The sequence below is a fragment of the Vibrio sp. Of7-15 genome (assembly GCF_022347565.1).
Taxonomy (GTDB): Bacteria; Pseudomonadota; Gammaproteobacteria; order Enterobacterales; family Vibrionaceae; genus NORP241.
Genome location: NZ_JAKRGH010000020.1, coordinates 1 through 22,467 on the forward strand (window position 1 = coordinate 1; position 22,467 = coordinate 22,467).

A 22,467-nucleotide genomic window follows, 5' to 3' on the forward strand; every position below is an offset into this window, starting at 1 on the left:
TTTTGTATCTGGAATTTAATATTTTACTGGTTATGAGTACACCGGGGCGAGTCCCGCTTGAGCGCAAGCCCGGCCGACCCGCCACAACAACGAAGCCTTGTCAGAAATGACAGGGCTTTTTTGTATCTGAAATTTAAGATTTGTTGGTTATGAATACACCGGGGCGAGTCCCGCTTGAGCGCAAGTTCGTAGGAATGTCTGTCCATCCGAACGGTAATAAAAAAGCCTCAATACAGTGATTGAGGCTTCAAGTTATTTGAGCTTATGTACTGCGAATATTAGAAATACAAACGCACAACAGAAATAGCGACACAACCTGGACGGCGGCAGTTTTCAATTTCTACTGAGATCTCTTTTTCAATCTCTAAACCGCGTTTGATTGGCGTGACTTTTAATAGTCGGCTGCGTGCTCGAACTCGATTCCCTGATTTAACAGGGTATGGGAAGCGAACTTGATTCAAGCCGTAGTTTACGGTCATTTTTGCTGTTGGATACTGTGGCTTCTCAGGATCGACACTATCAGTTAGGCGTGATAATAACGACAGAGTTAAAAAACCATGGGCAATGGTTGTTTTAAATGGTGACTCTGTTTCAGCACGCTCTGGATCAGTGTGAATCCACTGGTGATCATCCGTCACATCAGCAAAGTTATTGATGCGGTTTTGATCTACAGTAAGCCAATCGCCAACATGTATTTCTTCGCCAATTTGCGTTGTAAATTCTTCTAATAACGCGGCTGCTTCTGGGTGAAGTTCGATAGGCTTAGGCTCTTTAATTACTTCTTTGTTATTTACTGTAGCCTGCATTTGGTGTTCTTTTACCCAGGAAATTAGTTGGCTGTTGTTGGCTTTATTGAGGAATTCGATCCAGTAATCCCGAATAGTTGGTGACATCCAGTCTTTAAGCTCAAAAGGGTGCTTTGAGAGGAATTCACGCTTGTGTTTTAGAAAATCGACAACCTTCATGAATGCGACCTTAAATGCTGTGTTGTTAGTGTGAACCACTGTTAGTATGTGTCTAAATGTAATTGTGTATCAGATCACATTATTCAGCAACGCTTTTCGAGCGTACATGTGTTGTATGAAATTCCATAAAATAATTATTATTCAGTTGCTTACTGTTATTAAGGGTGTAATAAAAAAATGTTTTTTTAGGAGAAAATGAGACATAGAAAACAAAATTGAATAGAAAGTAAGCAGAGAAAAAGTTTGAAGTAAGATGGCTTGTTTAAAGACGTATTTTGAGGCGTTGATAAATAGTGCCCTGATGTGTATACCCACACACCAGGTTTTTTTGAAACCTAATAGCGATAAATAGTTTAGCTACGCTTAATTCTTACTACTTTCATGGTTTCTATCTCAAAGCCCGCGATCGTCTCGATAACAGGGTAGTAGGTCATATTGACTCTAGCGCCTTTTAAGCTTTTATAAGGCTCTTTACGTTTAAATTTAAAAGGGGCATTACAGCCTTCTATCATCACAGTATGTAAAACCCAATCGTCAACATCTCTTTGTGTATGTGAAGTCACTTTTACGTGATCGCTGTGAGTTAATTCGTTATGACGAGAAAGAAGTTTATCGACAGGAGATTTCATAAGATGGCCATATAAATTTTTGTACCATTAAACCTAAATCTCATAGGGTGGTCAAATTATGGCAGAAGTAAGAGGTGGTTTTTAAAAGCGTGTTTTTTTACTTTGTTTATTAGGTGATTAAGTGTAGTGTTACTTGTTTCTTATTTGGTTAATCTAGGAATAAACATGTCTCAAAAAGTGTATTGTATCGCGCAGTTTCAGCCTAAAGAAGGCAAATTAGATGAACTTTTTGAAGTGCTGAAAGCGCTTGAACCAAACTCAAACCGTGAAGATGGCTGCTTACAGTATTTGGTGACTCGTCATATTGAAAGTCCATTTGCAGAAGGTGAGAGCTACCCAATCGCATTTAACGAGATCTGGGCTAATAATGCGGCTTTTGAAGCGCATTGCCAGCGCAAAGAGATCCAAGAGTTTTTTGAAACCCAGTGTGTAGCAGAGACTGGTTTAGTTGCTAAGTGGAATGTGTGTATTTACACTGATGAACCAACTGACTTCGATGCACCCAAACTTGCTTAATGTAGTCAGTTAAAAGTCAATGAAAAGGGGCCGACAGAGAGCCCCTTTTTTGATTTTAAATAGCGTACTTTTAATTAGGCAACACTAAATTGTTTCACCATTGAATTTAGCTCATCTGACACTTTTGCCAAACTGCCGGATGAGTGAGCAGTATCTCCGGCAACATGGGCACTTTCATCCGCAATGCGCCGTACATTGTTAATGTTCTTATTAATGGTTTCCGCCACGATACTTTGCTGTTCTGCTGCACTGGCAATTTGAGCGTTCATATCCGAAATGTGTGAGATGGAATCACGAATAGCTGTCAGTGCTTCGCTGGCCGATTGTGCTTGAGCCACCGTTTTTTCAACATGTTGTTGGCCCTCAGTAATGGACTCCATCGCGTTGCTGGCTCCATCTTGCAGGTTTGTAATGAGCTGTTCGATTTGGCCAATCGCATCTTGAGTGCGTTGGGCTAAGGTGCGAACTTCATCGGCGACCACAGCAAAGCCTCTCCCTTGTTCGCCAGCACGCGCGGCTTCGATCGCTGCGTTTAACGCAAGTAAATTAGTTTGCTCAGCGACACCATGGATCACATCTAAAATGCTGCCAATGTTGATGGACTCGGAGTGAAGTTGGGCGACCTCTGTGTTCGATTGTTGCATTTGGTTTGCTAGGTTTTCAATGTCTTGCACCGTTTTCTGTACAATGCTGTAGCCAGTTTGAGCATGAATATTAGCCTCTTCTGCGGCAGTAGATGCATTGACCGCACTGGTGGCAACTTCTTGAACCGTTGCTGCCATTTCGTTCATCGCCGTGGCTACTTGATCGGTTTCACTTTGCTGTTCTATCGCTCCATGATTTGCTTGCTCTGTGGCGGAGGCTAGCTTATCAGCCGATAATGAGATTTGACCACTGGCTGTATTGATGTTGTTCATCATTTTGTTTAGATTTTCTGCCATGAGTTTTAGGCTTTGCATCATTTGAGCAATTTCGTCTTTGCCTGATACGGCAATCTTGGTCGTGAGTTTGCCTTGAGATAGTTCATTGGCAACAAACATCGCTTGCTTGACCGGCTTGGTAATAAGAGCGGTTATCAGCCAAGAAATGGCAAGACCAGCAGCAATGGCAACAACAGTGAGAATAGATACCCATTGAACCGTTTCTTTATTGCTTTTTTGTACTTGTGGGCCAAGTGTATTTTGCTCAGACATAACAGACAGTTTGATGTTTTCAAGTTGCGTGGCAGCCTCTGGACCTAACATGTCTAGTGTATTCGTAATAAGGTCGTTACGGCTGCTGATCAGATCATACACTTCTTTAAACCCATCGCGATACTCTTGGCTGGCTCTTGAGAATGTATTCAGCAATTGAATGTTTTGTGGGTCTTGAATTTGATCTCGTAGCATCGCTTCAGATTGAATAAGGTCTTTTTCTAAGTAGAGAATGGCATCGTGGTAATCTGACTTTTGGTTGGTGACTAAATAACGAGTAGTATATAAACGTCCAAGCAATAGCCCTTCTAAAACTTGAGAGCCGAAATACGCAGTTTGAGCGTCGTTCCCTTGATAAGCCGACATAATAATGTCACTGATGGATTGGTGCATGATTGGTCCGTTACTTTCTAGCACATTTGAAACCACGTCATTACGTTTACGGATAAGAGACTGTACGTTTAAAAAGGTTTGATCGTAAGTTTGAATGTTTTGTTGAGCTTCACGGATGAGCTTAGAACGACTTGGAGTATCAATAAGCTGATGAGATTGTTGAATCAGGGATTCTATGACTTTTTTTCTGTCATTGTATTCAGTAAGGTATTTTTCATCATGAGAAATAATATAGCTTTTTACACTCATTCTGATTAACAGAAGGTTGGCTTGTAAGCGCCCGGCCAAGTTAGTTTCTTTTGCTAAATGCCTATAATCGTTAAAACTTTTTTCAGATTGGCTTAGCCCTTGGTAGCTAACAAGTGAAGATAGAGTCATGAGTAATAAGCAAATACCGAAGCCTAACGCTATTTTGGTGCCTAACTTTAATTGGTTGAACATAACTATCCTCATATCAATGAATACATTGCTCGACACCATCAAGAGAGGGTGCATATGATTATTAGTGTTGGATAGAAAATGCTTATTAGCAGGTATAAATAAGGGTTCTTTTATGTATGTATTAAATATGAATCAAGTTTCTTTTTGTTGCACAAAATAATGAAATGAATCGTATTTAAAGCAGGTAGACTGAATCTACCCGCTTTTAGGCTAAAGGTAAGGTGTGAGTTATTTAGCTTTCAGTTTGTGTTACTACTGTTTCGGTTTGTTCTTTTGACGCAAATTTATTCACCCACAATGAGATGGCGCCGTCACCTGTAATATTGCATGCGGTGCCAAAGCTGTCTTGAGCCATGTACAAAGCAATCATCAGCGCGAGTTCGGCTTCCCCAAAACCTAGCATAGATCCCATTAACCCAAGTGCGGCCATAACAGCACCACCAGGAGCACCTGGAGCTGCAATCATGGTTACCCCCAGCATCATGATAAACGGTAGCATTTCAATCAGTGATGGAATTGCAATATGTTGACTGAGGGCCATGACGGCGGTTGAGCAAGTGATCAAAGTGATAGTAGAGCCTGAAAGGTGGATAGTGGCGCACAATGGAATGGTAAAGTTAGCAATAGAGTCATTTACACCATTGAGTTTTGTTTGGCGTAATGTCACAGGGATGGTTGCTGCAGACGACATGGTTCCTACTGCTGTGAAATAAGCAGGTAGCATGTTCTTAATGAGTTTAATTGGCGAAATACCTAACGCTAAACCAGTCATTACGTATTGGATAGTGATCCATGACCAGTGCATCACAATAACTAACGCCAAAACTGCACCAAACGTCGTTAAGGTCGTAAACACCGTTCCTTCTGCGGCCATCTCAGCAAAAATCCCGGCAATATAAAGCGGTAATAGAGGGATGAGCACTTTAGAAAGTAGTAAATCAATGATACTTCTCCCTTCATCAGCGATGTCTTTTAATCGTTTACTTTCAATAACACTGATGCCTAATCCAAACAAAAATGCTGTGGCTAGAGCCGTCATTACACCAAATAGAGGGGGAATTTCTAAAGAAATAAAGCTAGTGAGTTTGTCGGCGTTACTTACTGCGGCTTCGGAAGTATCAGATAGGCCAGAAAGAACAAAGCTAGCAACAATAAAGGCTAAGCTACCAGCAATAATGGTGGAACCATAAGAAAGAGCAACGGTTTTCCCTAATAATGAACCTGAATTTTTTGGCAGATTTGCGATGCCACTTGTTATGTAGAAAAGAATGATCAGTGGGATGGTAAAACCAATTAATTGGCCGATGAGAAGTTTAATGGTGAGTAAAGAGCGAATGATGATATCTGGGGCAAAAAAGCCGAGAAAGATACCGATCAAAATGCCAGCGACTAATTTTATAATTAGCTTCATGTATTGAGCTCCTGAGATGCATCTGTTGTTGGATTAATTAAGGCTAAAACTATCTGCTGTTATTATGGGTTTCAGGTGGCAGATAGTGCCACAAAGATACATCATGTTGCATATTTGTAGCTAAAAATAAGTTCAGAGTAAGAGATATCTCTCAGTCCTATCCATTGGCAGGTAAACCAGAATAAAATCGAGGTATGAAGCATGAAATTAGTACACAGAACTCACGTTTCTATTTTAGAAGATGGTATACACTTATCGGTTTTCGTGTCGTGTACTGGTTCATTATATTGATAAAGCCAATGAAAGTAGAAGTGGCAGTGTGATAATAGAAAATGCATTTCCGAACAGGACCATAGAGGCGACTTTATGAGGTTCTGTTTGATAGCGTTCTGCAAATAAATAGTTCATGACCGCTGGTGGCAGCATAGTAAATAAAACCATCATTTGTAGTTGCTGGGTAGGCAGAGGGATCAGCAGATAGATCAGTCCAAAAGCAACAGCTCCAGTCAATAAACTCACCACACTTGAAATCACCCCAATACGCAAACCAGAACGTTGAACTTTGGTCATTTGTGATCCTAATGAGATCAGCATGATAGGAATTGAAGCTTGTCCTAGCAATTGGGTGGATTCATATAGCGGCTCCCATACTGAAATACCAGAAAAATTACATGTTAATGCCCCGATGGCAGCGATGAAAACGGGGGACTTCAGCGCGTGTTTTATTGATCCTGCTCCGTTATTACTGAGTAATAAGCTAGCAATAATAATATGTAAGATGGTGGAAACTACAAAGAGCAGAACGGCTGAGCCAGTAGCAGAGTCCCCAAAAGTATAACCAAATAGCGGGATCGCTAAGTTGCCGCTATTACGAAACATTTGTGCAGGTGCCCAGGTTTTGTAAGAAGCAGAAGTAAAATAGCTTAATGTCATAATTAACCCTGGAACTAGTAGGGCAATAAGGGCAGCTAGCAAGAGTGGAAGTTGGTTGAGATCAACCGGCATACTGACTAGTGACGAAAAAATCAGTGCTGGTAAAAAGACATCCATGTTTAAGCGGTTAATGGGAACAAAATCTGTTTTTAGGGTTTTTCCGACACCAAACCCAATGACTACTAGGGTAAATACAGGAAATAAAATGCTAGTGACTTGTTCAAACATACCGTGACCTTATTTGTTTTCAGTCTCTAACATACAGAGAAATAAAGGAAAATGTTAGTAGCGAAAAGTCTATTTAGGGCAAATTGAGAGGTATCGTGTTAGGAATATCAATATAGATTGTGTAAAATCTAATTGACATAAATATTTTGAAGGGTGTATTCTCTCAAATATAAATTGCGCGCAACCTATATTAAGGGTCAAAAATGACAACATTATATTCAACAAAAGCAACAGCATTAGCAGGCCGTAATGGCATTGTATCGACTGATGATGAAAAATTATCGGTTGACCTAAGCTACCCAAAAGAGATGGGAGGTTCGGGTGAATTTACTAACCCTGAGCAACTCTTTGCAGCGGGTTACTCTGCGTGTTTTTCAAATGCAATTTTGCATGTGGCACGAGAAGGTAAGATTTCGCTAGCTTCAGCACCAGTAACGGCTACCGTAGGAATTGGGCCAAACAGCCAAGGTGGTTTTGCACTGACAGTGTCGTTAGATGTGTCTTTAGAGCTAGAAGAAGCGGCGGCGGTAGAGCTGGTAAAAGTTGCTCATCAAGTGTGCCCTTATTCCAATGCGGTAAGAGGAAACATCGATGTAGCAGTGAGTGTGAATGGAATCAAACTCTAAATTGCGTCTAGCTTGAGTAGATAACACACAAAGTGATGAATAAGCATGCGAACAGTACGGATTAGTGAAAAAAGCCCTTTACAGTTTTTCTCTTAGTCCGTATTATTCGCCGCACTTACGGAGAGATGGCTGAGTGGTCGAAAGCACCGGTCTTGAAAACCGGCATACGTTTGTAGCGTATCTAGGGTTCAAATCCAGAAATGCTGGCCTTTTTTCGTTTCGGGTCCTTTAAAAATGTACTCTGCTGCAATTGTGTGATTACAGGAAGGTTAGGTGCGTAATTACAGGAAAAAAAGCCCCAGAACGTAAAAGTGTTCTAGGGCTGATGTCTTAAGGTATTACTATTTTCATGCTAATCAGAGCTAGTTAAGTAAGCGTAATCCTGCGGGTAGCGCATCCCCAAAGACGCGTTTTGTTTCGGATTCCGTTAACTCTTTCACCGTTGAAACTAGCTCAACCCAGCTTTCAGGTGAGCGACTGGATTTGAGTTTTGCTATTACCTGTTCGCGTACAGAGTCGTTCACATCTAATGTGCGATCGCCCGTCATACGAGTCATCATAACGGCAGCAAAGCCTATTATTGGCTCTTTTTTCCAATCTTGCTCTAGCAACTGTGGTAGCCAATGGGCCACTTGCTCGGGTGGGATCTGATTGTGTGCACTGCCATAAAATGGCGTACGAGAGCAGATTCGGCCAATGGCCCACCAATGGGCTTGGGCATGTTGAGGTTTTTTCAAACGGCTAAAACACCAACCAGCGAGCAAGGTTTTATCTTCCACATCTAAATGTTCTAGCGAAGCGGCAAGTCGAACCATGCCATCGTAATTACGCTCTTGAGATTCTTGTAAGATCTTATTATTACGAAGTGCACTTGGGTGTAGGTACTTAGCCAGATCAGTTAGGATCGCTTCTTGTCTGTCTTGATCTAGTCCACCAGAAATACGACGCCAGAATGTCCACCAGTCGCTCCAGCTTTGAATAGTTTTAAATTGAATACCCTGCTGATATAGAGGCCACACTTGATCCATGCGCCACTCATCAGACGGGTAGCCAAAACCAGGGCGTAATGTATAGCCAGTTAATTTTAACCAGTTACGCTCGTGAGTATCACTTCTGCGTCGGCGTTTCTTACCTTCTAAAAATGCAGTGGCTAATTCACGTAAGGCTGGTGTTTCCCAGTTTTCACGTTTACCGAGCATTTTTTCAAGATCTTTGGTGATGGTTTTTACCGCTTTACTACCAGTATCTTTATTGGTGCTACCGTAGACAGAGCTTATGGCTTGAATGGCATTAGGCAGTTTGGCGGGTAAATGAGATTGGGCAAGAGTAGAATCTTGACCAGTGTTCTCAAGGCGAGCGAGATCTTTTCGAATTTCGAATTCAACATTCCAGCGTTTGGTTTCGTCGTCTAGGCTGACACACTCAACCTTTAAGGTCCCCACTTCTGTCAGCTGGCAAGCTAATGTTACGTTAACACGATCTTTTTGGTTAGCATGAAGCGCTTCACGTGCAGTTTCTCCTTCCAAGGTAGCAATGAAAGGAGGAAGAGGAAGTACATTCGCACCCTTTAGATCAATTAACGCACCTGTTTGTGAGTATTTATCATCAGTAGAAGACATTAAATTAAAACGGACTGGTTCACCTAACGTCAGGGCAAACTCCCGTCCTTTTAAGCGAATTTCTTGGCCTTCTTCTGTCCCCTTGGCGAGTAAACACAGACCTTGTGCTTCTTTTTTCTTATCTTCAAGAACAAGGAAGAAAGAACGAGCCGAACCACCGCCAATTTTCAGTTGTGCACCATGGCGTGCTTTACCATAAGCAACAGCACCATAGGCAACAGAAAGGTCGGGATGTGGGTTTTCTAGATTGGTGACATTGTCACCTTTCCAGTGTGAGAAGTTTTCTAAAGCACGTTGAGACAGGAGGGGGCTATTAAATACACCGCCATTCAGTAATACTCCCGCTGGAATTGCTGGGCGTGGGTCATTTTCTTCGAAGCCAAGCGCATCACGGCACACCGAGCCATGAGTGTCGATAAATTGTGCTAAATGTTTACTGATCGCAGGATCCGCAGCGTAAGGTAAGCCGAATTCAACAACGGCAGATTGGCGTTGATTTGGGTGCTCAGAAAACTCAGTTTTTGGGAAGAAACCATCGAGGGCAATGGCATGGACTTCTTCGCGAGTGATCTCAACACTTTTGGTTCCGCCGATCAATTTAGATCCGCTGCCCAGCATGGTGATCTTGCTGGTTTCAGGAGCATCTTCGGCCAATAAGCGTTCTTTGGCTTTACGTGTTTGTTGAATGAGCTTAGTTAACGCAGAAGCCGATAGTTTTTTAGAACCGCTTAATCGCTGCTCTGCTAAATGTGCTAGCGCCAGATCTAAATTGTCGCCGCCTAACATTAGGTGATCGCCAACCCCAATACGCTCTAGGCTAAGCTGGTCTTGGTCATCGTAACTGGCTTTGATTAAACTTAAATCGGTTGTACCGCCACCCACATCGCACACCATTAGCAGCGGGATCTCTTTTAGTAACTCTTTGGCTTGCTGCTGATTGTTGCTGTACCAGTCATAACAGACGGCTTGAGGTTCTTCGAGCAGTAGGACTTTTGGCAATCCTGCAAGCTTCGCAGCTTCAAGGGTGAGCGCTCTGGCCCCTTCATCAAAAGAGGCGGGAACAGTTACCACAACTTCTTGATCTTGCAGCAGTGCGTCAGGGTGATGGTAATTCCAAGCTTGGCGAACATGGTTAAGGTAGCTGGCACTGGCAATCACTGGAGAGACTTTTTCAACGCCTTCAGTGGCAGCCCATGGCAGAATATCGGAGTTACGATCGACACCAGTATGAGAAAGCCAGCTTTTGGCACTAACGACTTGGCGGCCTTCTACTTTTGCGCCTAACTCGCGAGCCCAATCCCCAATTATGGCTTGAGGAATATCCCCTTCGACAGGTTGGCTATCCCATGGAAGAATAAGATCGGAATCAGCCACTTGTCCTTCTGTTGGGTGGTAACGAAACGAAGGCAGTAAAGGCTTACGAAGGACTTCACCAGGGCCTATTAACTGGTCGATTTCAAAAATGCTGACTGGGCTGTGTTCTATGTTTTTGCCTTGGCTAATGTCACTGTAAGCGACAACAGTATGGGTTGTGCCTAAGTCAATGCCAATGAGAAAGCGTGGGGAAGAAGATGAGGACATACAACTCACTCTCTTGCTAATTAAATCAGGAAAAGAAACGGATAAAATAACGGCGAGCTTAGTGGCTCGCCGTCAGGGTAGGGTTAGTTAGATTCGCGAACGTCGAATTCAACGTGCCATTTTTGACCGCCATCGGTTGGGATAGCCTCTAGGCATAATGTACCTAGTTCAGTCACGCGAGAAGCAAGCTGAACGGGCACTACTTCACCCACTTCACGGCCATCAACCACTGGCAGAGTTACTTGGATAGGTGGTAACTCTTCAAGCTCTTCTGGTAGCCAGAAATCTAGGTGTGTACCGGCAGGATCTTCACGGCGTACTGTTGAACCATAGAAACTAAATTGAACCGGTTGACCGATCACTAGGCCAAACTCTTGGCTTGGTACATCCACATGAGAGCCTTCTTCCATGCCAAAAGGAGCCACACATAACGCTTCCATTGGTGGTTCCATTCCTGGAATTGCTGGCATCGCGCTTTCAATCCCCACGTAGTAGCTGCTTGCGATACCGCCACGGATGCGTACGCCTTTACCTTTACGCACAGAGCCGTAGTATGACGCACCACTTGCGACTGCTAGATCAAGATCAAGTCCTTCCAGCAGCTTAGCTTCATCTTCACCTGCTTCTGTTAGCCAGCTGTTGATGATAGACATTAAACGGTTTGAAAGCAGATCAGATTTTAGTACACCACCGTTAAATAGGATGGCACTTGGCTTGATGAAGCCTTCATTGCTTCCTTCACCAAAGAGTTCATCGGCTGCGGCTGCTTGACGGCTTAAGAAGCTAGCAAGATGACGAGAAACGGCAGCATCTTGAGCGTAAGGAAGACCAATCTTAGTTAGGGCTCCACGCTGCATTTGAACTGGGTGCTCGGAAATGTCAGAGCGTGGGAAGAAGCCTTCCACTAAGGTTTGCTGAACTTCTTCTTGGGTTAGTTCTGTTTGTAGCGTGCCGCCTAATAGTTTAGAACCACGGCTTGGTACGATGATTGGTACTGCTTGTAGTTCAGGATCGCTAAGTAGATCTTCTTTTGCATCACGGCATGCATGAGTGATTGCTTGGATCTGCCAAGGCTGAAGCTGCTTACCTTCTTGTGCTAGTTTCGCTTTTAAGCGGTAAGCTAACGCCAAGTCCATGTTGTCACCACCCAGAAGGATGTGATCACCAACCGCAATACGGTTCAGGTTCAGGTTACCGTCTTCTTCCGTTACAGCAATTAAGGATAAATCGGTCGTACCGCCACCGATATCAACCACAAGCACAATATCACCAACGGACACTTGATCACGCCAAGAGTCGTCGCTGTTTTTGATCCAGCTGTATACGGCTGCTTGTGGCTCTTCCAGTAGCGTTAGGTGTTTAAAGCCCAGCTTGTTAGCCGCTTCTGCTGTTAAGTCACGCGCTGCTGGATCAAACGATGCAGGAACTGTGATCGTTACGTCTTGCTCAGCAAGTGGGGTTTCTGGGTTTTGGTGGTTCCATGCTGCCTGTAGGTGCTCAAGGTAATGGCAGGTTGCATCCATTGGAGAGGCTTTTTCGACTTCTTCTGGGCTGTTAAGAGGAAGGAAAGCATCGCGACGGTTTACGCCACCGTGACATAACCAGCTTTTTGCACTAGCGATTAAGCGGATTGGGGTTTTGCTACCAAGCTTACGAGCCATTGCACCTACAATCGCGTTTGGCTTTTCGTCCCAAGGTAGGGCTGTGTCGCCTTCAACCAGCTCAGACTCATGAGCTTGATACATAAATGAAGGTAATTGGTCTTTATTTTCTACGTTGCCAGGCGTAGTTAGCTGAGCAATTGGCATCACTTGTACTTCTGCATCTTCGTCATGAAGATCCACATAAGAAAGTACGCAGTGAGTGGTACCTAAATCGATACCCACACTGTAGCGGTGTTGTGCATCAGTCTCTTGAGCTGTGTTTTCTTGCATTGTTTGATCCATTATAGTTCCACCTCTGCAGCAGCAACGATGGTAGTGTCATAGCCATCTGCCAGTTTTGGTAAAGTAACTTCGGTAACTTTCCAGCCACGGTGAACTAATGTGCCGTTAAATGGTGCTGAACCAACAACATTACCGGTTAAACGAACTTCAGCGGCATTAAAACCTTCTGGTAGTGTAATACGAGCTTCTTCATCTTCAGAGCGAATTGGCGCAAAGCTGAAGTAATCATTCAGTACTTTCTGACCACCTTCATGAATAACACGAGCAGCAGCACCGATTTCGGCATCTGCGAAGCCTTTTAAATCTTCTTTCATAAAGTCAATGAAGCGTGCTTCTTGTTGAAGTAGAGAAAGAAGCTGCAGTGCTGAATCAGGCGTTGATGTTTTTAGTTTTGGTTCTACTTCAACGATTTTTTCAACAATCTTTTCTACTTCGACAACTTTCTCAACTTCAATGATTTTCTCGACTGGCTTTTCGACCTCAACCACTTTTTCGACTTCAACTTCGACCGTTTTCTCAACGACTTTTTCAACTTCTACTGGTTTGCTTTTTTTAGTGATGTACAGCAAGAAGAAAAGAGCGCCCACAGCCGCAAGGCCAGCATGGCCCATATCAAGAGTGGTCGGAATAATGTTTAAATCAATGTTCATAGTGTTTTCTCTAATTACGGTGAACAGAAATCACCCAAATTAATAAAGAGTTAATTAGGCCGAATGTTATCATATTCAAGCCCCATCACATCTAACTCGATGCTTTTTTTACTCTTTAATTGTTTACAAAATGTCTATCTGTTCAAAATTACGACAGAATCAGAGAAAAGCAACCAATAAGAGCCATTTTATTAAATGATTCAATTACCCTGCGTAGGTGAAAAAACGATAACAACCACCGAAATAACGGTAAATATAGTGATTATATATACAGTGTTGTGACATTCGTAAACATGAGAAAAGTTGCCAATATATGAAATACAGCCACAAATGATCTGCGGCTGTTTTGTTGAAAAGGAAAGTTAGTGTTGCTCAAACCATGAAATAACATCTTGAAATTGATCGTGCTGGGCGTGTTTATGGGTGAGCATATCTATGTGGCCGTAGTTGTGTTTATGGCCGTGTTTTTGCCCATACACGGATATTTTTTGAATGCCTTTCCCGGACTCTTTCATGAACTCTTTGATATCGATAGGTTGAGCTAAGGCTTTGTCTTTTACTCCGGCAATATGCAGAGTTGGTGGTAAATGAACATCTTTAAGAGCAGCGGCATAATCAAAGTGATCATCACTGTCTACCCAGCTTGACGGTTTGGCCCATTCAATGCTTTGGCGTAAGGATTTTCTGGTTTCACTGTCTGAGCCCCATTTGAGCTTTTTCGCGGGTAAATAGCCGTGCTTTTTGGACAGCTTCGGTGCTAAGAAATACCATAAAATATTGGCTTGAAAAAAACGGCTAGGGTGGCGATTAAACAAAGAGCGTTTAGAGCCAAAATAGGCACAGGCTTTAATGTGATCGATCATGTCTGGGTTACGAGCTAAGTAGCTATTTAGTAACACACCGCCCCAAGAGTGCCCGATCCAGTAGTCGGGGTAATTGCCTGTCAGTTGCTTTATTTTTTCAAGAAAGTGGGGGATGTCTTCTTTTATTGCTTCGGTTTGGCCATAGTTTGAAAGCGAGCTGATGGCTGGCTTACTTTCACCGCGGCCGCGCAAGTCTGCAACATAGCAGTCATAACCTTTGGAAGCTAAGAAGGGCGCTAATCCTTTATTTTTCTTCGAGTAGAATATTTTTCCGTTTTCAATCACACCATGCAGGAAAAAAATCGTCCCTTTGCTCGGTTGAGTGGGATCGTGGATATGTTGCAAATGCAAACTTTGTTGATGGCAAAGCGGCGTTAAGATTTGGCGTTGTTGAACGTTATTGATATCCATATCGGTTTACTCTGGTGTAAAGACTCTAATTGTTAAGCTATCACCTTTTAACAATAAATTCACATCTAAGAATGGGATAACGAGCATGAAAAAAGAAAATAGTGAACTATTAATCCAGATTAATATTCAGAGTAGGATGGGGATGGCGAAGTGGCATATATTTTTATGATTGGTTTAACTGGGTGATATATTATTATCTGTATTGACAAAATAATAACAAAACCGTTACTTCTTTATTGATCTAGTATCTGCACAGTTTTAAACATCTTTTAGTGAGCCTGCTAAACTTATTTGGCTTTTATTCTTATCGTGAATACGTTTTGTTTTATTTGGAAAACATCACCTCGACAGGTGTATCAAACGTGCCTAACAGGGCTCGATTATGACAAGATGACGTTGGTTGTAGAGATTGCAAATGTGGCATATTGGTGATGTGGTTTGGCAGAGAAAGATTAGGGAAAGCGTTTTGAAAAAGATCGAACCAGCTCCTTATGAAAAAGTAAGTAGCAAGGCCATAATCAAGTCACCTTGGTTGTTTTATGCCATTCTGAGAGAAGCTGGATGAGGTTCTAGTCATTATAGCTGAGTGATATAAGGTTATATTTCCCGTTCGCTTAGGTTAGAATCAGCCGCTTAATTTCCCGTAGTTGGTTTTGTTAGCGCCTTTTGCTGATAATAAAAAAGAGTTTGGCCCCTGGTTAGGAAGAGTTATGAATTTTAATCGAGTCGTTTGTTTTGACTTGGAAATGTGTTGTTGGAATGAAGATGGTAAAGGGCGAACGGGAGAGATCATTGAGGTTGGCCTAGCCGAGATTGATTTAGTGAGCGGCCAAGTGGTTAAGCGCGCACAATACTATGTTAAGCCTGAGCACGATGAAGTGTCTCTTTTCTGTCATGAGCTAACAGGCATTAGCCCACGTAAAATTGAGAAGCAAGGGCGACCACTCAAAGATGTGCTGAATTCCATGATGAAGAACTTTGGTGGCCCGAATAAAATTTATGCTGCATGGGGCAGAGACGATTTGATCTTAGCCGAAGAATGCGAGCAAAAAGGGTTAGAAGTACCATTTAAGGAATTTCTGAACTTAGCTACGTTATTTCGGATTAACAAACGCTTTAAAAATAATCGAATGGGCCAAAAGGCCGCGTTAGATATGATGAATATTGAGTGGGAAGGCCGCCAGCATTCAGGGTATGTGGATGCGTATAACTTGGCTAAGTTGGCATTAGAAATTTTGTAAGTTGTCATTTCTAATGATTGAAACCATCGTTATTGACCAAAATTGAACGATAAGAAAAATCTTGGTTGAGGTAGTGTTCTGTTTGCTATTGAGGCAAAAAAGGAGAGCGTAATTGCTCTCCTTTTTTATTGGGACGTTAATTCGCTTAAGCGTTCGCTTCTGCTTGTTCTGATTCTTTTTTCTCAGATTTTTTTAGTAAGCGGCTAGTGATTGTACCGGCTGTCATGGAACCACTTACGTTTAATGCTGTGCGAGCCATATCGATTAATGGTTCAATTGAGATCAGCAGTGCAGCAATGGTAACAGGTAAACCCATCGCAGGTAGTACGATAAGTGCTGCGAAGGTTGCGCCGCCACCCACACCAGCAATACCAAATGAGCTGATGGTGATCATCGCAACTAACGATAGGATGAAGTTGATGTCCATTGGGTTAATGCCGACTGTTGGTGCCACCATAACAGCTAGCATTGCAGGGTAAATACCCGCACAGCCATTTTGACCAATGGTTGCGCCAAAAGAAGCAGATAGGTTAGCGATGGCTGGTGGAACATTTAGTTTCGTAATCTGTGCTTCTACATTCAGTGGAATTGTAGCGGCACTGCTGCGAGAGCTAAACGCAAAAGTTAGGACAGGCCAGATTTTTTTAAAAAACTCTGTTGGTTTAACACCAACCAGTGACACTAAGAAACCATGAATCACGAACATGAATAAAATAGCGGCATAAGAAGCAACAATGAAGCCCAATAAGTTCAGGATGTCTGAAGCATTTGATGTGGCGACTACTTTGGTCATTAGCGCAAGAATACCGTAAGGCGTTAATGCCATGATCATTTTCACCAAACGCATCACAATGGTTTGCGCAACTTCGACAAAAGTGTGAATTGGTTTTGCTAAATCTTTGTTTTCAGAGCTGACTTTTAGTGCAGCAACGCCCATTAAGATACCAAAAATAACAACAGCAATAATAGACGTCGAACGTGCACCTGTTAAATCTGCAAATGGGTTGGTTGGAATAAAGCTAACCAGCATTTGAGGAATGGTTAAATCACTGACACGATCAATGCGATTTTCTAATACAGTCACACGGGCTGTTTCACGCGCACCTTCTGTTAAGCCTTCTGCGGATAAACCAAACAGCTGTGTGATACCAATACCCACAAGGGCAGAAATCATGGTAGTGACCAGCAGTACACTAATGGTTAAGCCACTGATTTTCCCCAGCGAGCCCGATTTTTCTAGTTTTACTACCGCCGCAATCATAGAGATAAGAACCAGCGGCATGATGATCATTTTCAGTAAGCCAACATAGCCTTTACCAACAACATTTACCCACTCTAAAGTGTCTTTGATTGCTTGGCTGCCTTCACCATAGATAAGCTGTAGCGCTAAACCAAACAGGCTGCCCGAGACTAAGCCAAGTAAAACTAAGCGAGAAAGGGTGTGCTCTTTACGTTGTTGTCCATGGAGGATAAAAATTAAACCTATAAATATGGCTAGGTTGACAAGAACAAAAAATGACATAGTGACTTACCTGTGGCGATCACGCTGAAAAAGTGTGCAGCAAGAAATGAGCGTGAAAATAAAATTTAAAATAGGCCGCTAAAATATAGTAAGAACAATATTCCCTAAAATAAGATTAGATGATTACATATATCATTCCGTTATATTGGTGGGTATTTAAACAAATAAGTGAGTAAGGAGATTAAAAAAGGGCCAGTTACTTATGACTGACCCTTTAAATATCAATATTTATTATGTGATATTTTGTACTATAAACCGCCGTGGGTTAATTTTGCGGGATCTAGGAGTTCTTCTAATTTCTCTTGGCTGATGTCTGTGTGCTCTTTTGCCACATCAATAATTGGCCTTTTTTCTTTATAAGCGAGTTTTGCAATTTCAGCGGCTTTGGCATAACCAATAATTGGGTTAAGGGCCGTTACTAAGATTGGGTTTTTCGCTAGGGCTTCTTGGAGTTTATCTTCATTTACATTAAATGAGCTGATGGCTTTGTCTGCAAGTAAGCGCGATACATTAGCCAGAAGTTCAATGCTGCTGATTAAGTTATTAGCAATCATTGGCAGCATCACATTCAGTTCAAAATTACCCGCTTGCCCACCAACAGTGATGGCGGTGTCGTTACCAATCACTTGTGCCGCCACCATGGTTGCTGCTTCAGGAACCACAGGGTTTACTTTACCCGGCATAATAGATGAACCTGGTTGTAGGGCTTCCAACTCAATTTCACCTAATCCCGCCAGTGGGCCTGAGTTCATCCAGCGTAGGTCATTGGCAATTTTCATAATAGAAACGGCCGTTGTTTTTAACTGGCCAGACAGAGCCACGGCTGTGTCTTGAGATCCAATAAGCGGGAAGAAGTTATCCGCCGCGCTAAACGTAATGTTAGTGGTTTGGGTTAGCTCTTTAGCAAAGGCGGCAGCAAATTCTGGGTGGGCATTAATGCCTGTACCCACTGCCGTACCACCTTGGGCAAGGGTTTGAATAGCGGGCTGTAAGCTGCGCAGATTAACCACATTTTGTTTTATCTGTTGAGCCCATGCATTTAAGCTTTGACTTAAGCGAACTGGCATTGCATCCATTAAATGTGTGCGGCCTGTTTTAATGTGATGATCGACTTTATCGGCTTTTGCTTCTGTTGCTTGGATGAGATATTCAAGTGCAGGGATAAGTTGTTCTGATAAAGCAATGGATGCGCTGACGTGAATGGCAGTAGGGATCACATCATTGCTGCTCTGGCCGTAGTTAACGTGATCATTGGCACCGACAGGTTTACCTAGCTTCTGAGTAGCCAGTGTGGCAATCACTTCGTTGGCATTCATGTTCGAGCTAGTGCCTGAGCCTGTTTGGTATATGTCTACCGGGAAGTGACTCATTAAATCATTTGCATTACCGAGCTGTTCACACGCTTGTACAATGGCTTCCCCCATTTCAGGGGTAATTTGACCAAGGCTCACGTTTGCTTTTGCGGCAGCCGATTTAATCAATAGTAAAGACTTTACAAATTGCAGCGGCATTGCTTGGCCACTGATTTGGAAATTGTTGATGGCTCGTTGAGTTTGTGCACCGTAAAGGGCGTCTTTGGGTACAGCAAGTTCACCCATGCTGTCTTTTTCTATGCGGGTATTGTTCATCAGAAAATCCTTCAGGTTTCCGTGTGTTACTCGTTATTGTGATTAAAATAATTATTGAGCGTCATGAGCTCTTTTTTAAACTGGTAAATTTGTGCCCAATCTTCATTACTTAACGCGAGTCGATGAAGAGCAAGCAAAGGGCGATTGATACTATCTAAGCATAAATGCCGCCAGTGCTCTGGGACACAATGGTCGCAAAAAACTTCTAATAAAGTTTGAAATTGGCGTTGATAAAGAGCTCGCTGGCAGTCTATACAGATTTCTGACTTCATGACTTCAGGGTGCTGTAAATAATCAAACAGAAGATCGGGGTCATCAGGTTTTGTTCCAAATCTAACGAACTGCTCTAAGTGTTTTAAGTAAATGTCATCCTGAATCATAGTGATATTTGTTTTCATTTGAAATTGATAATCAATATCACCTAAGTGATGGGTATTGTCAATAACTGCCTGTTGAAAGGTCGCTTTCTGCCTATACTCTAACAATGAAATGGAGGTTCGGATCATGGGTCAATTAGCTTTTCAGTTGGTATTAATTGCTATTTTGAGTGTGGGTTCGATATCCGTTCAAAGTACTGAATTCTCGATTCCCGAACTGTCAGAGCATAGAGGAAGAGATAGTTTCTATATTGAACTACTTGAGAAGTCATTTTCTGGTGTGGGTGAGCCGTTAACCCTTAAAAAAGTCCCTATTCCCCAACTTCGGGCAACGTATTTATTAGAACGTGGCGGGGTTGATCTTTTGTGGATGCTGGAATCTCGTCAGCGTAATGAGCAGTTTATCCCTATTAAGATAGGGTTAACCAATGGCCTTATTGGTAAACGTGTATTTTTAATTAAAAAAGGCGACAGTGCCCGGTTTTCAGGTGTGGATAGCTTGGCCTCTTTTCAGCAGCTCAAACTGGTCGCGGGAATGGGGAAAAATTGGTTTGATGCCAAGGTATGGAGAAAAAATGAGCTGCTTTATCGAGAGCAGGTGGGCGATTGGCAAGCCATTTATGGCAAGGTAGCGGCTAATCGGGAGTATGATTATTTTCCTCGTGGGGTTAATGAAGTACTTTCTGAAGCCGCGCTATACCCCGATTTGGAAATTGAGCCGAGCTTGGTTTTCGAGTATGAGAGGGACTTTTTATTTTATTTGTCCCCGCTGTCTGCACACAAATACTCTGTTTTAGAGAAAGCGTTGATATACGCTGATGAAACAGGGTTGATAGATGCGTTAGTAAAAAAGTATTGGGGGGAAGACTTGGATAAGCTCAATTACGAAAAACGTGAAAAGATACTGCTGGTCACGCCAAAATAATCTTTGAGCTAAATAATTAAAGGCTCTGGTTTATTAGAGCCTTTTTAGTAAGCGGTCATAATTTTTTATACTCTTTGAATAGTGCTTTACCAAAGGTAACAACAAAGCCGATGGTCATGACAATAAGCACAAAACAGAGTGTTACGAAACCCAGTTCCATAATTACCTCCAATCTTCTTTGAAGCACAGTTTCATTTAACCCCTCTTTTTATCAGGTTACTTTGCGCTCAATCAACTAATCTCAAGGTTAAGAAAAACTTTATTAGTTCTGTGATGGCAGTAACTGTTTGTTTTGAATTTTTCGTAAGGTATAAAAAATAGAATTGTCACTAATGGCACTATACTTAGTTGAATAATCGATAAAAAGAGTGGGAAAGAGCGTATTATGAAAATCCGAACTCAATTTATATTGGCGCTTTTAGCCAGTGTCGTTGTCCCTGTTGCCATCATTGCATCTCTTTCTATTTATGAATTTAGAAAGAGTGCTGTTGTCTCATTTCAAAAGAACAGTGCCAGTGAAATACGGCAGGTAGATAATGCTTTTTCTTTGTACCTAAATGGCTTGGCGGAAGACGCCGTTTACTTAGCAAGTACTGAAGTGCTAGGCAAGCTTGATGGCAGTGTCATGAAATATACCGATAAGCCCTCAGCACCCATGACACCCGAGCAAAACAGCCCTATTGAAGCGGAAGTATACGATTTCTTAAAGCGGTTCGGTGAAGCTCGCCCGGATTTATCTTATGTGTATTTAGGGCTTAGTGACGGCGGGTATATTCAATGGCCAAAAGGCAACAATGGAGCGAATTATGACCCAAGAAAACGTCCTTGGTATACCGCTGCTGTGAATGCTGGTGGGCAAGTAACCCGAGCACCAGCTTACGAAGACATTAGTTCAGGGGCTCCGCTACTCGATTATTTGAAAGTTTTTAATGGCCAAGACGGTATTACTGGGGTGGTTGGGGTTGATGTGACCCTGAATAAACTCACCGACATGGTGAAACAAGTTCGGTTTGGTGAATCGGGCTATGTCATGTTGGTGGAAGACACAGGAGTGGTATTAGCTGATCCTGCTAATAAAGATCATAACTTTAAATCCATGACAAGTTTAGGGGGAGTGTACGCAGATCTGGCCTCAACACAGGGTTTTAAAGAAGTCGAATTTGAAGGAGAAACGTGGTTTGCGAATGTATATTCATCCCCGCAATTAGGCTGGAAGTTCATTGGCTTTGTTCCTAAAAGCGAAGTCTTTGAAATTGTGGATGAGCTGATCATGGTGATTATCGTGGTGAGTTTTCTTTTGGTTGGGGTATTTATGCTGATTGGCTATTGGATTGCCAATTTAATCACCAAACCAATGGGAGTGATTACGTCAGGGCTGCAAGAAATAGCCAGTGGAGAAGGGGATTTAACAAGGCGGTTAGAAGTTCGTAGTAAAGATGAATCTGGTTTAATGGCGGGGGCATTTAATAGCTTTGTTGGCACCATTAATACGTTGATCAGCCAGATTAAGGATAATGCCAGTCAGGTTGGTGAAGTGGCCCATAAAGCGAAAGGGGTCTCGGTAGAGGTTCGGGGTATTTCAGAGCAACAGTCACGCTCTATTGAACAAGTGTCGACGGCATTTCATGAGATGGTGTCCACCTCAAATGAAGTGGCTGAAAATTGTACGCAAACCGCCAGTGCAGCAGATGATAGCCAGCAGCAAGTAGAACAAGGACGATTGTTCATTCAAGAGACGTCGGAGTCGGTAAATCAGTTGGAAGACATTATTATTGAGTCGAACAGTGCCATGAGTGAGCTGGCAGAGGAATCACGTAATATCACTACGATTTTGGATACGATTCGAGGCATTGCTGAGCAGACCAATTTGCTGGCGTTAAATGCGGCGATTGAGGCCGCGCGTGCTGGAGATCAAGGCCGAGGTTTTGCGGTGGTAGCAGACGAAGTGAGAACATTGGCACAAAGAACATCGGAATCCACTGAGGAAATAGATACTCTGATTTCAGGGTTGACCCGCCGGACTCAAACGGTATCTGAAAAGTTATCAAGTAGCCTAGATCATTCAAAACAGACCGTAGAAACGACAGAAAAAACAAAGTCGGTGTTTGAATCTATCCAAGAATCTGTATCAACCATTCGAGATATGGCAACACAAATTGCAGCCGCAGCAGAAGAGCAGCATTTAGTGGCAGAAGAAATTAATCGAAACATAACGGATGTTCATACTGAAGCCAGTAAAGCAAATGATGCCTCTGTTCAATCTGAAAACAACTCAGAAGAGCTTACTAAGTTGTCAACGGACTTAACCTCACTGGTTCAAAGGTTCAGAACGTAATTCCATTGGCAATGATTACTGCACTACAAGGTAA

General features: G+C 42.6%; 17 protein-coding genes. 5 read left to right on the top strand and 12 right to left on the bottom strand.

The window, feature by feature from the left end:
• Positions 1–278: 278 nt before the first annotated feature.
• Together MHO82_RS18040 and MHO82_RS18045 are read right to left on the bottom strand one after the other, a co-directional pair.
• Positions 279–965: a MaoC family dehydratase gene (locus MHO82_RS18040; protein ID WP_239186053.1), complete on the bottom strand. Its 687-nt coding sequence runs from the start codon at positions 963–965 to the stop codon at positions 279–281.
• Positions 966–1,318: 353 nt separating this feature from the next.
• Positions 1,319–1,594, bottom strand: coding sequence for a hypothetical protein (locus MHO82_RS18045; protein WP_239186055.1), 276 nt, complete (start codon positions 1,592–1,594; stop codon positions 1,319–1,321).
• Positions 1,595–1,759: 165 nt separating this feature from the next.
• Between MHO82_RS18045 and MHO82_RS18050 the strand changes: the two genes are divergently transcribed.
• On the top strand, positions 1,760–2,110 hold the full coding sequence (locus MHO82_RS18050) for a putative quinol monooxygenase (protein WP_239186057.1): 351 nt from the start codon (positions 1,760–1,762) through the stop codon (positions 2,108–2,110).
• A 74-nt stretch (positions 2,111–2,184) separates the two neighbouring features.
• Here the strand turns inward: MHO82_RS18050 and MHO82_RS18055 are convergent, their stop codons facing one another.
• The 3 genes from MHO82_RS18055 to MHO82_RS18065 all read right to left on the bottom strand — a co-directional run bounded on the left by MHO82_RS18055 (position 2,185) and on the right by MHO82_RS18065 (position 6,709).
• Complete coding sequence (locus MHO82_RS18055; RefSeq protein ID WP_239186059.1) at positions 2,185–4,137, bottom strand: methyl-accepting chemotaxis protein; 1,953 nt, start codon at positions 4,135–4,137, stop codon at positions 2,185–2,187.
• Positions 4,138–4,369: 232 nt separating this feature from the next.
• A complete protein-coding gene (locus MHO82_RS18060; RefSeq protein WP_239186061.1) occupies positions 4,370–5,548 on the bottom strand; it encodes a dicarboxylate/amino acid:cation symporter in 1,179 nt (392 codons plus the stop codon).
• 282 nt (positions 5,549–5,830) lie between these two features.
• On the bottom strand, positions 5,831–6,709 hold the full coding sequence (locus MHO82_RS18065) for an AEC family transporter (RefSeq protein WP_239186063.1): 879 nt from the start codon (positions 6,707–6,709) through the stop codon (positions 5,831–5,833).
• A gap of 203 nt (positions 6,710–6,912) precedes the next feature.
• On the opposite strand from MHO82_RS18065, the gene MHO82_RS18070 reads away from it, so the two are divergent.
• On the top strand, positions 6,913–7,335 hold the full coding sequence (locus tag MHO82_RS18070) for an organic hydroperoxide resistance protein (RefSeq protein WP_239186065.1): 423 nt from the start codon (positions 6,913–6,915) through the stop codon (positions 7,333–7,335).
• A 362-nt stretch (positions 7,336–7,697) separates the two neighbouring features.
• On the opposite strand, the gene MHO82_RS18075 is transcribed toward MHO82_RS18070, so the two are convergent.
• The 4 genes from MHO82_RS18075 to MHO82_RS18090 form a co-directional block, all read right to left on the bottom strand.
• Positions 7,698–10,535 carry an Hsp70 family protein gene (locus MHO82_RS18075; RefSeq protein ID WP_239186067.1) on the bottom strand — a complete coding sequence of 946 codons (2,838 nt, stop codon included), beginning with the start codon at positions 10,533–10,535 and terminating at the stop codon, positions 7,698–7,700.
• 83 nt (positions 10,536–10,618) lie between these two features.
• Positions 10,619–12,481: an Hsp70 family protein gene (locus MHO82_RS18080; RefSeq protein ID WP_239186069.1), complete on the bottom strand. Its 1,863-nt coding sequence runs from the start codon at positions 12,479–12,481 to the stop codon at positions 10,619–10,621.
• Positions 12,481–13,131 carry a DUF2760 domain-containing protein gene (locus MHO82_RS18085; RefSeq protein ID WP_239186071.1) on the bottom strand — a complete coding sequence of 217 codons (651 nt, stop codon included), beginning with the start codon at positions 13,129–13,131 and terminating at the stop codon, positions 12,481–12,483. The genes MHO82_RS18080 and MHO82_RS18085 overlap by 1 nt, the downstream gene beginning before the upstream one ends.
• Before the next feature lie 362 nt (positions 13,132–13,493).
• On the bottom strand, positions 13,494–14,405 hold the full coding sequence (locus tag MHO82_RS18090) for an alpha/beta fold hydrolase (protein ID WP_239186073.1): 912 nt from the start codon (positions 14,403–14,405) through the stop codon (positions 13,494–13,496).
• A 710-nt stretch (positions 14,406–15,115) separates the two neighbouring features.
• On the opposite strand from MHO82_RS18090, the gene MHO82_RS18095 reads away from it, so the two are divergent.
• Positions 15,116–15,646 (top strand): 3'-5' exonuclease, encoded by a 531-nt coding sequence (locus MHO82_RS18095; protein ID WP_239186075.1) that lies wholly within the window; start codon positions 15,116–15,118, stop codon positions 15,644–15,646.
• A 145-nt stretch (positions 15,647–15,791) separates the two neighbouring features.
• Here MHO82_RS18095 and MHO82_RS18100 read toward each other — a convergent pair whose 3' ends face one another.
• The 3 genes from MHO82_RS18100 to MHO82_RS18110 form a co-directional block, all read right to left on the bottom strand.
• Complete coding sequence (locus MHO82_RS18100) at positions 15,792–17,168, bottom strand: L-cystine transporter (RefSeq protein ID WP_239186077.1); 1,377 nt, start codon at positions 17,166–17,168, stop codon at positions 15,792–15,794.
• A 248-nt stretch (positions 17,169–17,416) separates the two neighbouring features.
• Entirely contained in the window at positions 17,417–18,796 is a 1,380-nt protein-coding gene (locus MHO82_RS18105) for a class II fumarate hydratase (RefSeq protein ID WP_239186079.1), read from the bottom strand.
• Between the two features lie 26 nt (positions 18,797–18,822).
• Positions 18,823–19,302, bottom strand: a complete 480-nt coding sequence (locus tag MHO82_RS18110) for a hypothetical protein (protein WP_239186081.1) — start codon at positions 19,300–19,302, stop codon at positions 18,823–18,825.
• On the opposite strand from MHO82_RS18110, the gene MHO82_RS18115 reads away from it, so the two are divergent.
• Positions 19,301–20,098, top strand: a complete 798-nt coding sequence (locus MHO82_RS18115) for a hypothetical protein (protein ID WP_239186083.1) — start codon at positions 19,301–19,303, stop codon at positions 20,096–20,098. The two genes, MHO82_RS18110 and MHO82_RS18115, sit on opposite strands and share 2 nt — an antisense overlap.
• A 385-nt stretch (positions 20,099–20,483) precedes the next feature.
• The gene (locus MHO82_RS18120; RefSeq protein ID WP_239186085.1) at positions 20,484–22,433 is read left to right on the top strand and encodes a methyl-accepting chemotaxis protein; all 1,950 of its coding nucleotides are present in this window, start codon (positions 20,484–20,486) and stop codon (positions 22,431–22,433) included.
• Positions 22,434–22,467: the final 34 nt, after the last annotated feature.

Excerpts from the sequence above, each read along its gene's own strand:
- MHO82_RS18040 (WP_239186053.1), bottom strand. The coding sequence starts at position 965 with ATGAAGGTTGTCGATTTTCTAAAACACAAGCGTGAATTCCTCTCAAAG.
- MHO82_RS18045 (WP_239186055.1), bottom strand. The coding sequence starts at position 1,594 with ATGAAATCTCCTGTCGATAAACTTCTTTCTCGTCATAACGAATTAACT.
- MHO82_RS18050 (WP_239186057.1), top strand. The coding sequence starts at position 1,760 with ATGTCTCAAAAAGTGTATTGTATCGCGCAGTTTCAGCCTAAAGAAGGC.
- MHO82_RS18055 (WP_239186059.1), bottom strand. The coding sequence starts at position 4,137 with ATGTTCAACCAATTAAAGTTAGGCACCAAAATAGCGTTAGGCTTCGGT.
- MHO82_RS18060 (WP_239186061.1), bottom strand. The coding sequence starts at position 5,548 with ATGAAGCTAATTATAAAATTAGTCGCTGGCATTTTGATCGGTATCTTT.
- MHO82_RS18065 (WP_239186063.1), bottom strand. The coding sequence starts at position 6,709 with ATGTTTGAACAAGTCACTAGCATTTTATTTCCTGTATTTACCCTAGTA.
- MHO82_RS18070 (WP_239186065.1), top strand. The coding sequence starts at position 6,913 with ATGACAACATTATATTCAACAAAAGCAACAGCATTAGCAGGCCGTAAT.
- MHO82_RS18075 (WP_239186067.1), bottom strand. The coding sequence starts at position 10,535 with ATGTCCTCATCTTCTTCCCCACGCTTTCTCATTGGCATTGACTTAGGC.
- MHO82_RS18080 (WP_239186069.1), bottom strand. The coding sequence starts at position 12,481 with ATGGATCAAACAATGCAAGAAAACACAGCTCAAGAGACTGATGCACAA.
- MHO82_RS18085 (WP_239186071.1), bottom strand. The coding sequence starts at position 13,131 with ATGAACATTGATTTAAACATTATTCCGACCACTCTTGATATGGGCCAT.
- MHO82_RS18090 (WP_239186073.1), bottom strand. The coding sequence starts at position 14,405 with ATGGATATCAATAACGTTCAACAACGCCAAATCTTAACGCCGCTTTGC.
- MHO82_RS18095 (WP_239186075.1), top strand. The coding sequence starts at position 15,116 with ATGAATTTTAATCGAGTCGTTTGTTTTGACTTGGAAATGTGTTGTTGG.
- MHO82_RS18100 (WP_239186077.1), bottom strand. The coding sequence starts at position 17,168 with ATGTCATTTTTTGTTCTTGTCAACCTAGCCATATTTATAGGTTTAATT.
- MHO82_RS18105 (WP_239186079.1), bottom strand. The coding sequence starts at position 18,796 with ATGAACAATACCCGCATAGAAAAAGACAGCATGGGTGAACTTGCTGTA.
- MHO82_RS18115 (WP_239186083.1), top strand. The coding sequence starts at position 19,301 with ATGGGTCAATTAGCTTTTCAGTTGGTATTAATTGCTATTTTGAGTGTG.
- MHO82_RS18110 (WP_239186081.1), bottom strand. The coding sequence starts at position 19,302 with ATGATCCGAACCTCCATTTCATTGTTAGAGTATAGGCAGAAAGCGACC.
- MHO82_RS18120 (WP_239186085.1), top strand. The coding sequence starts at position 20,484 with ATGAAAATCCGAACTCAATTTATATTGGCGCTTTTAGCCAGTGTCGTT.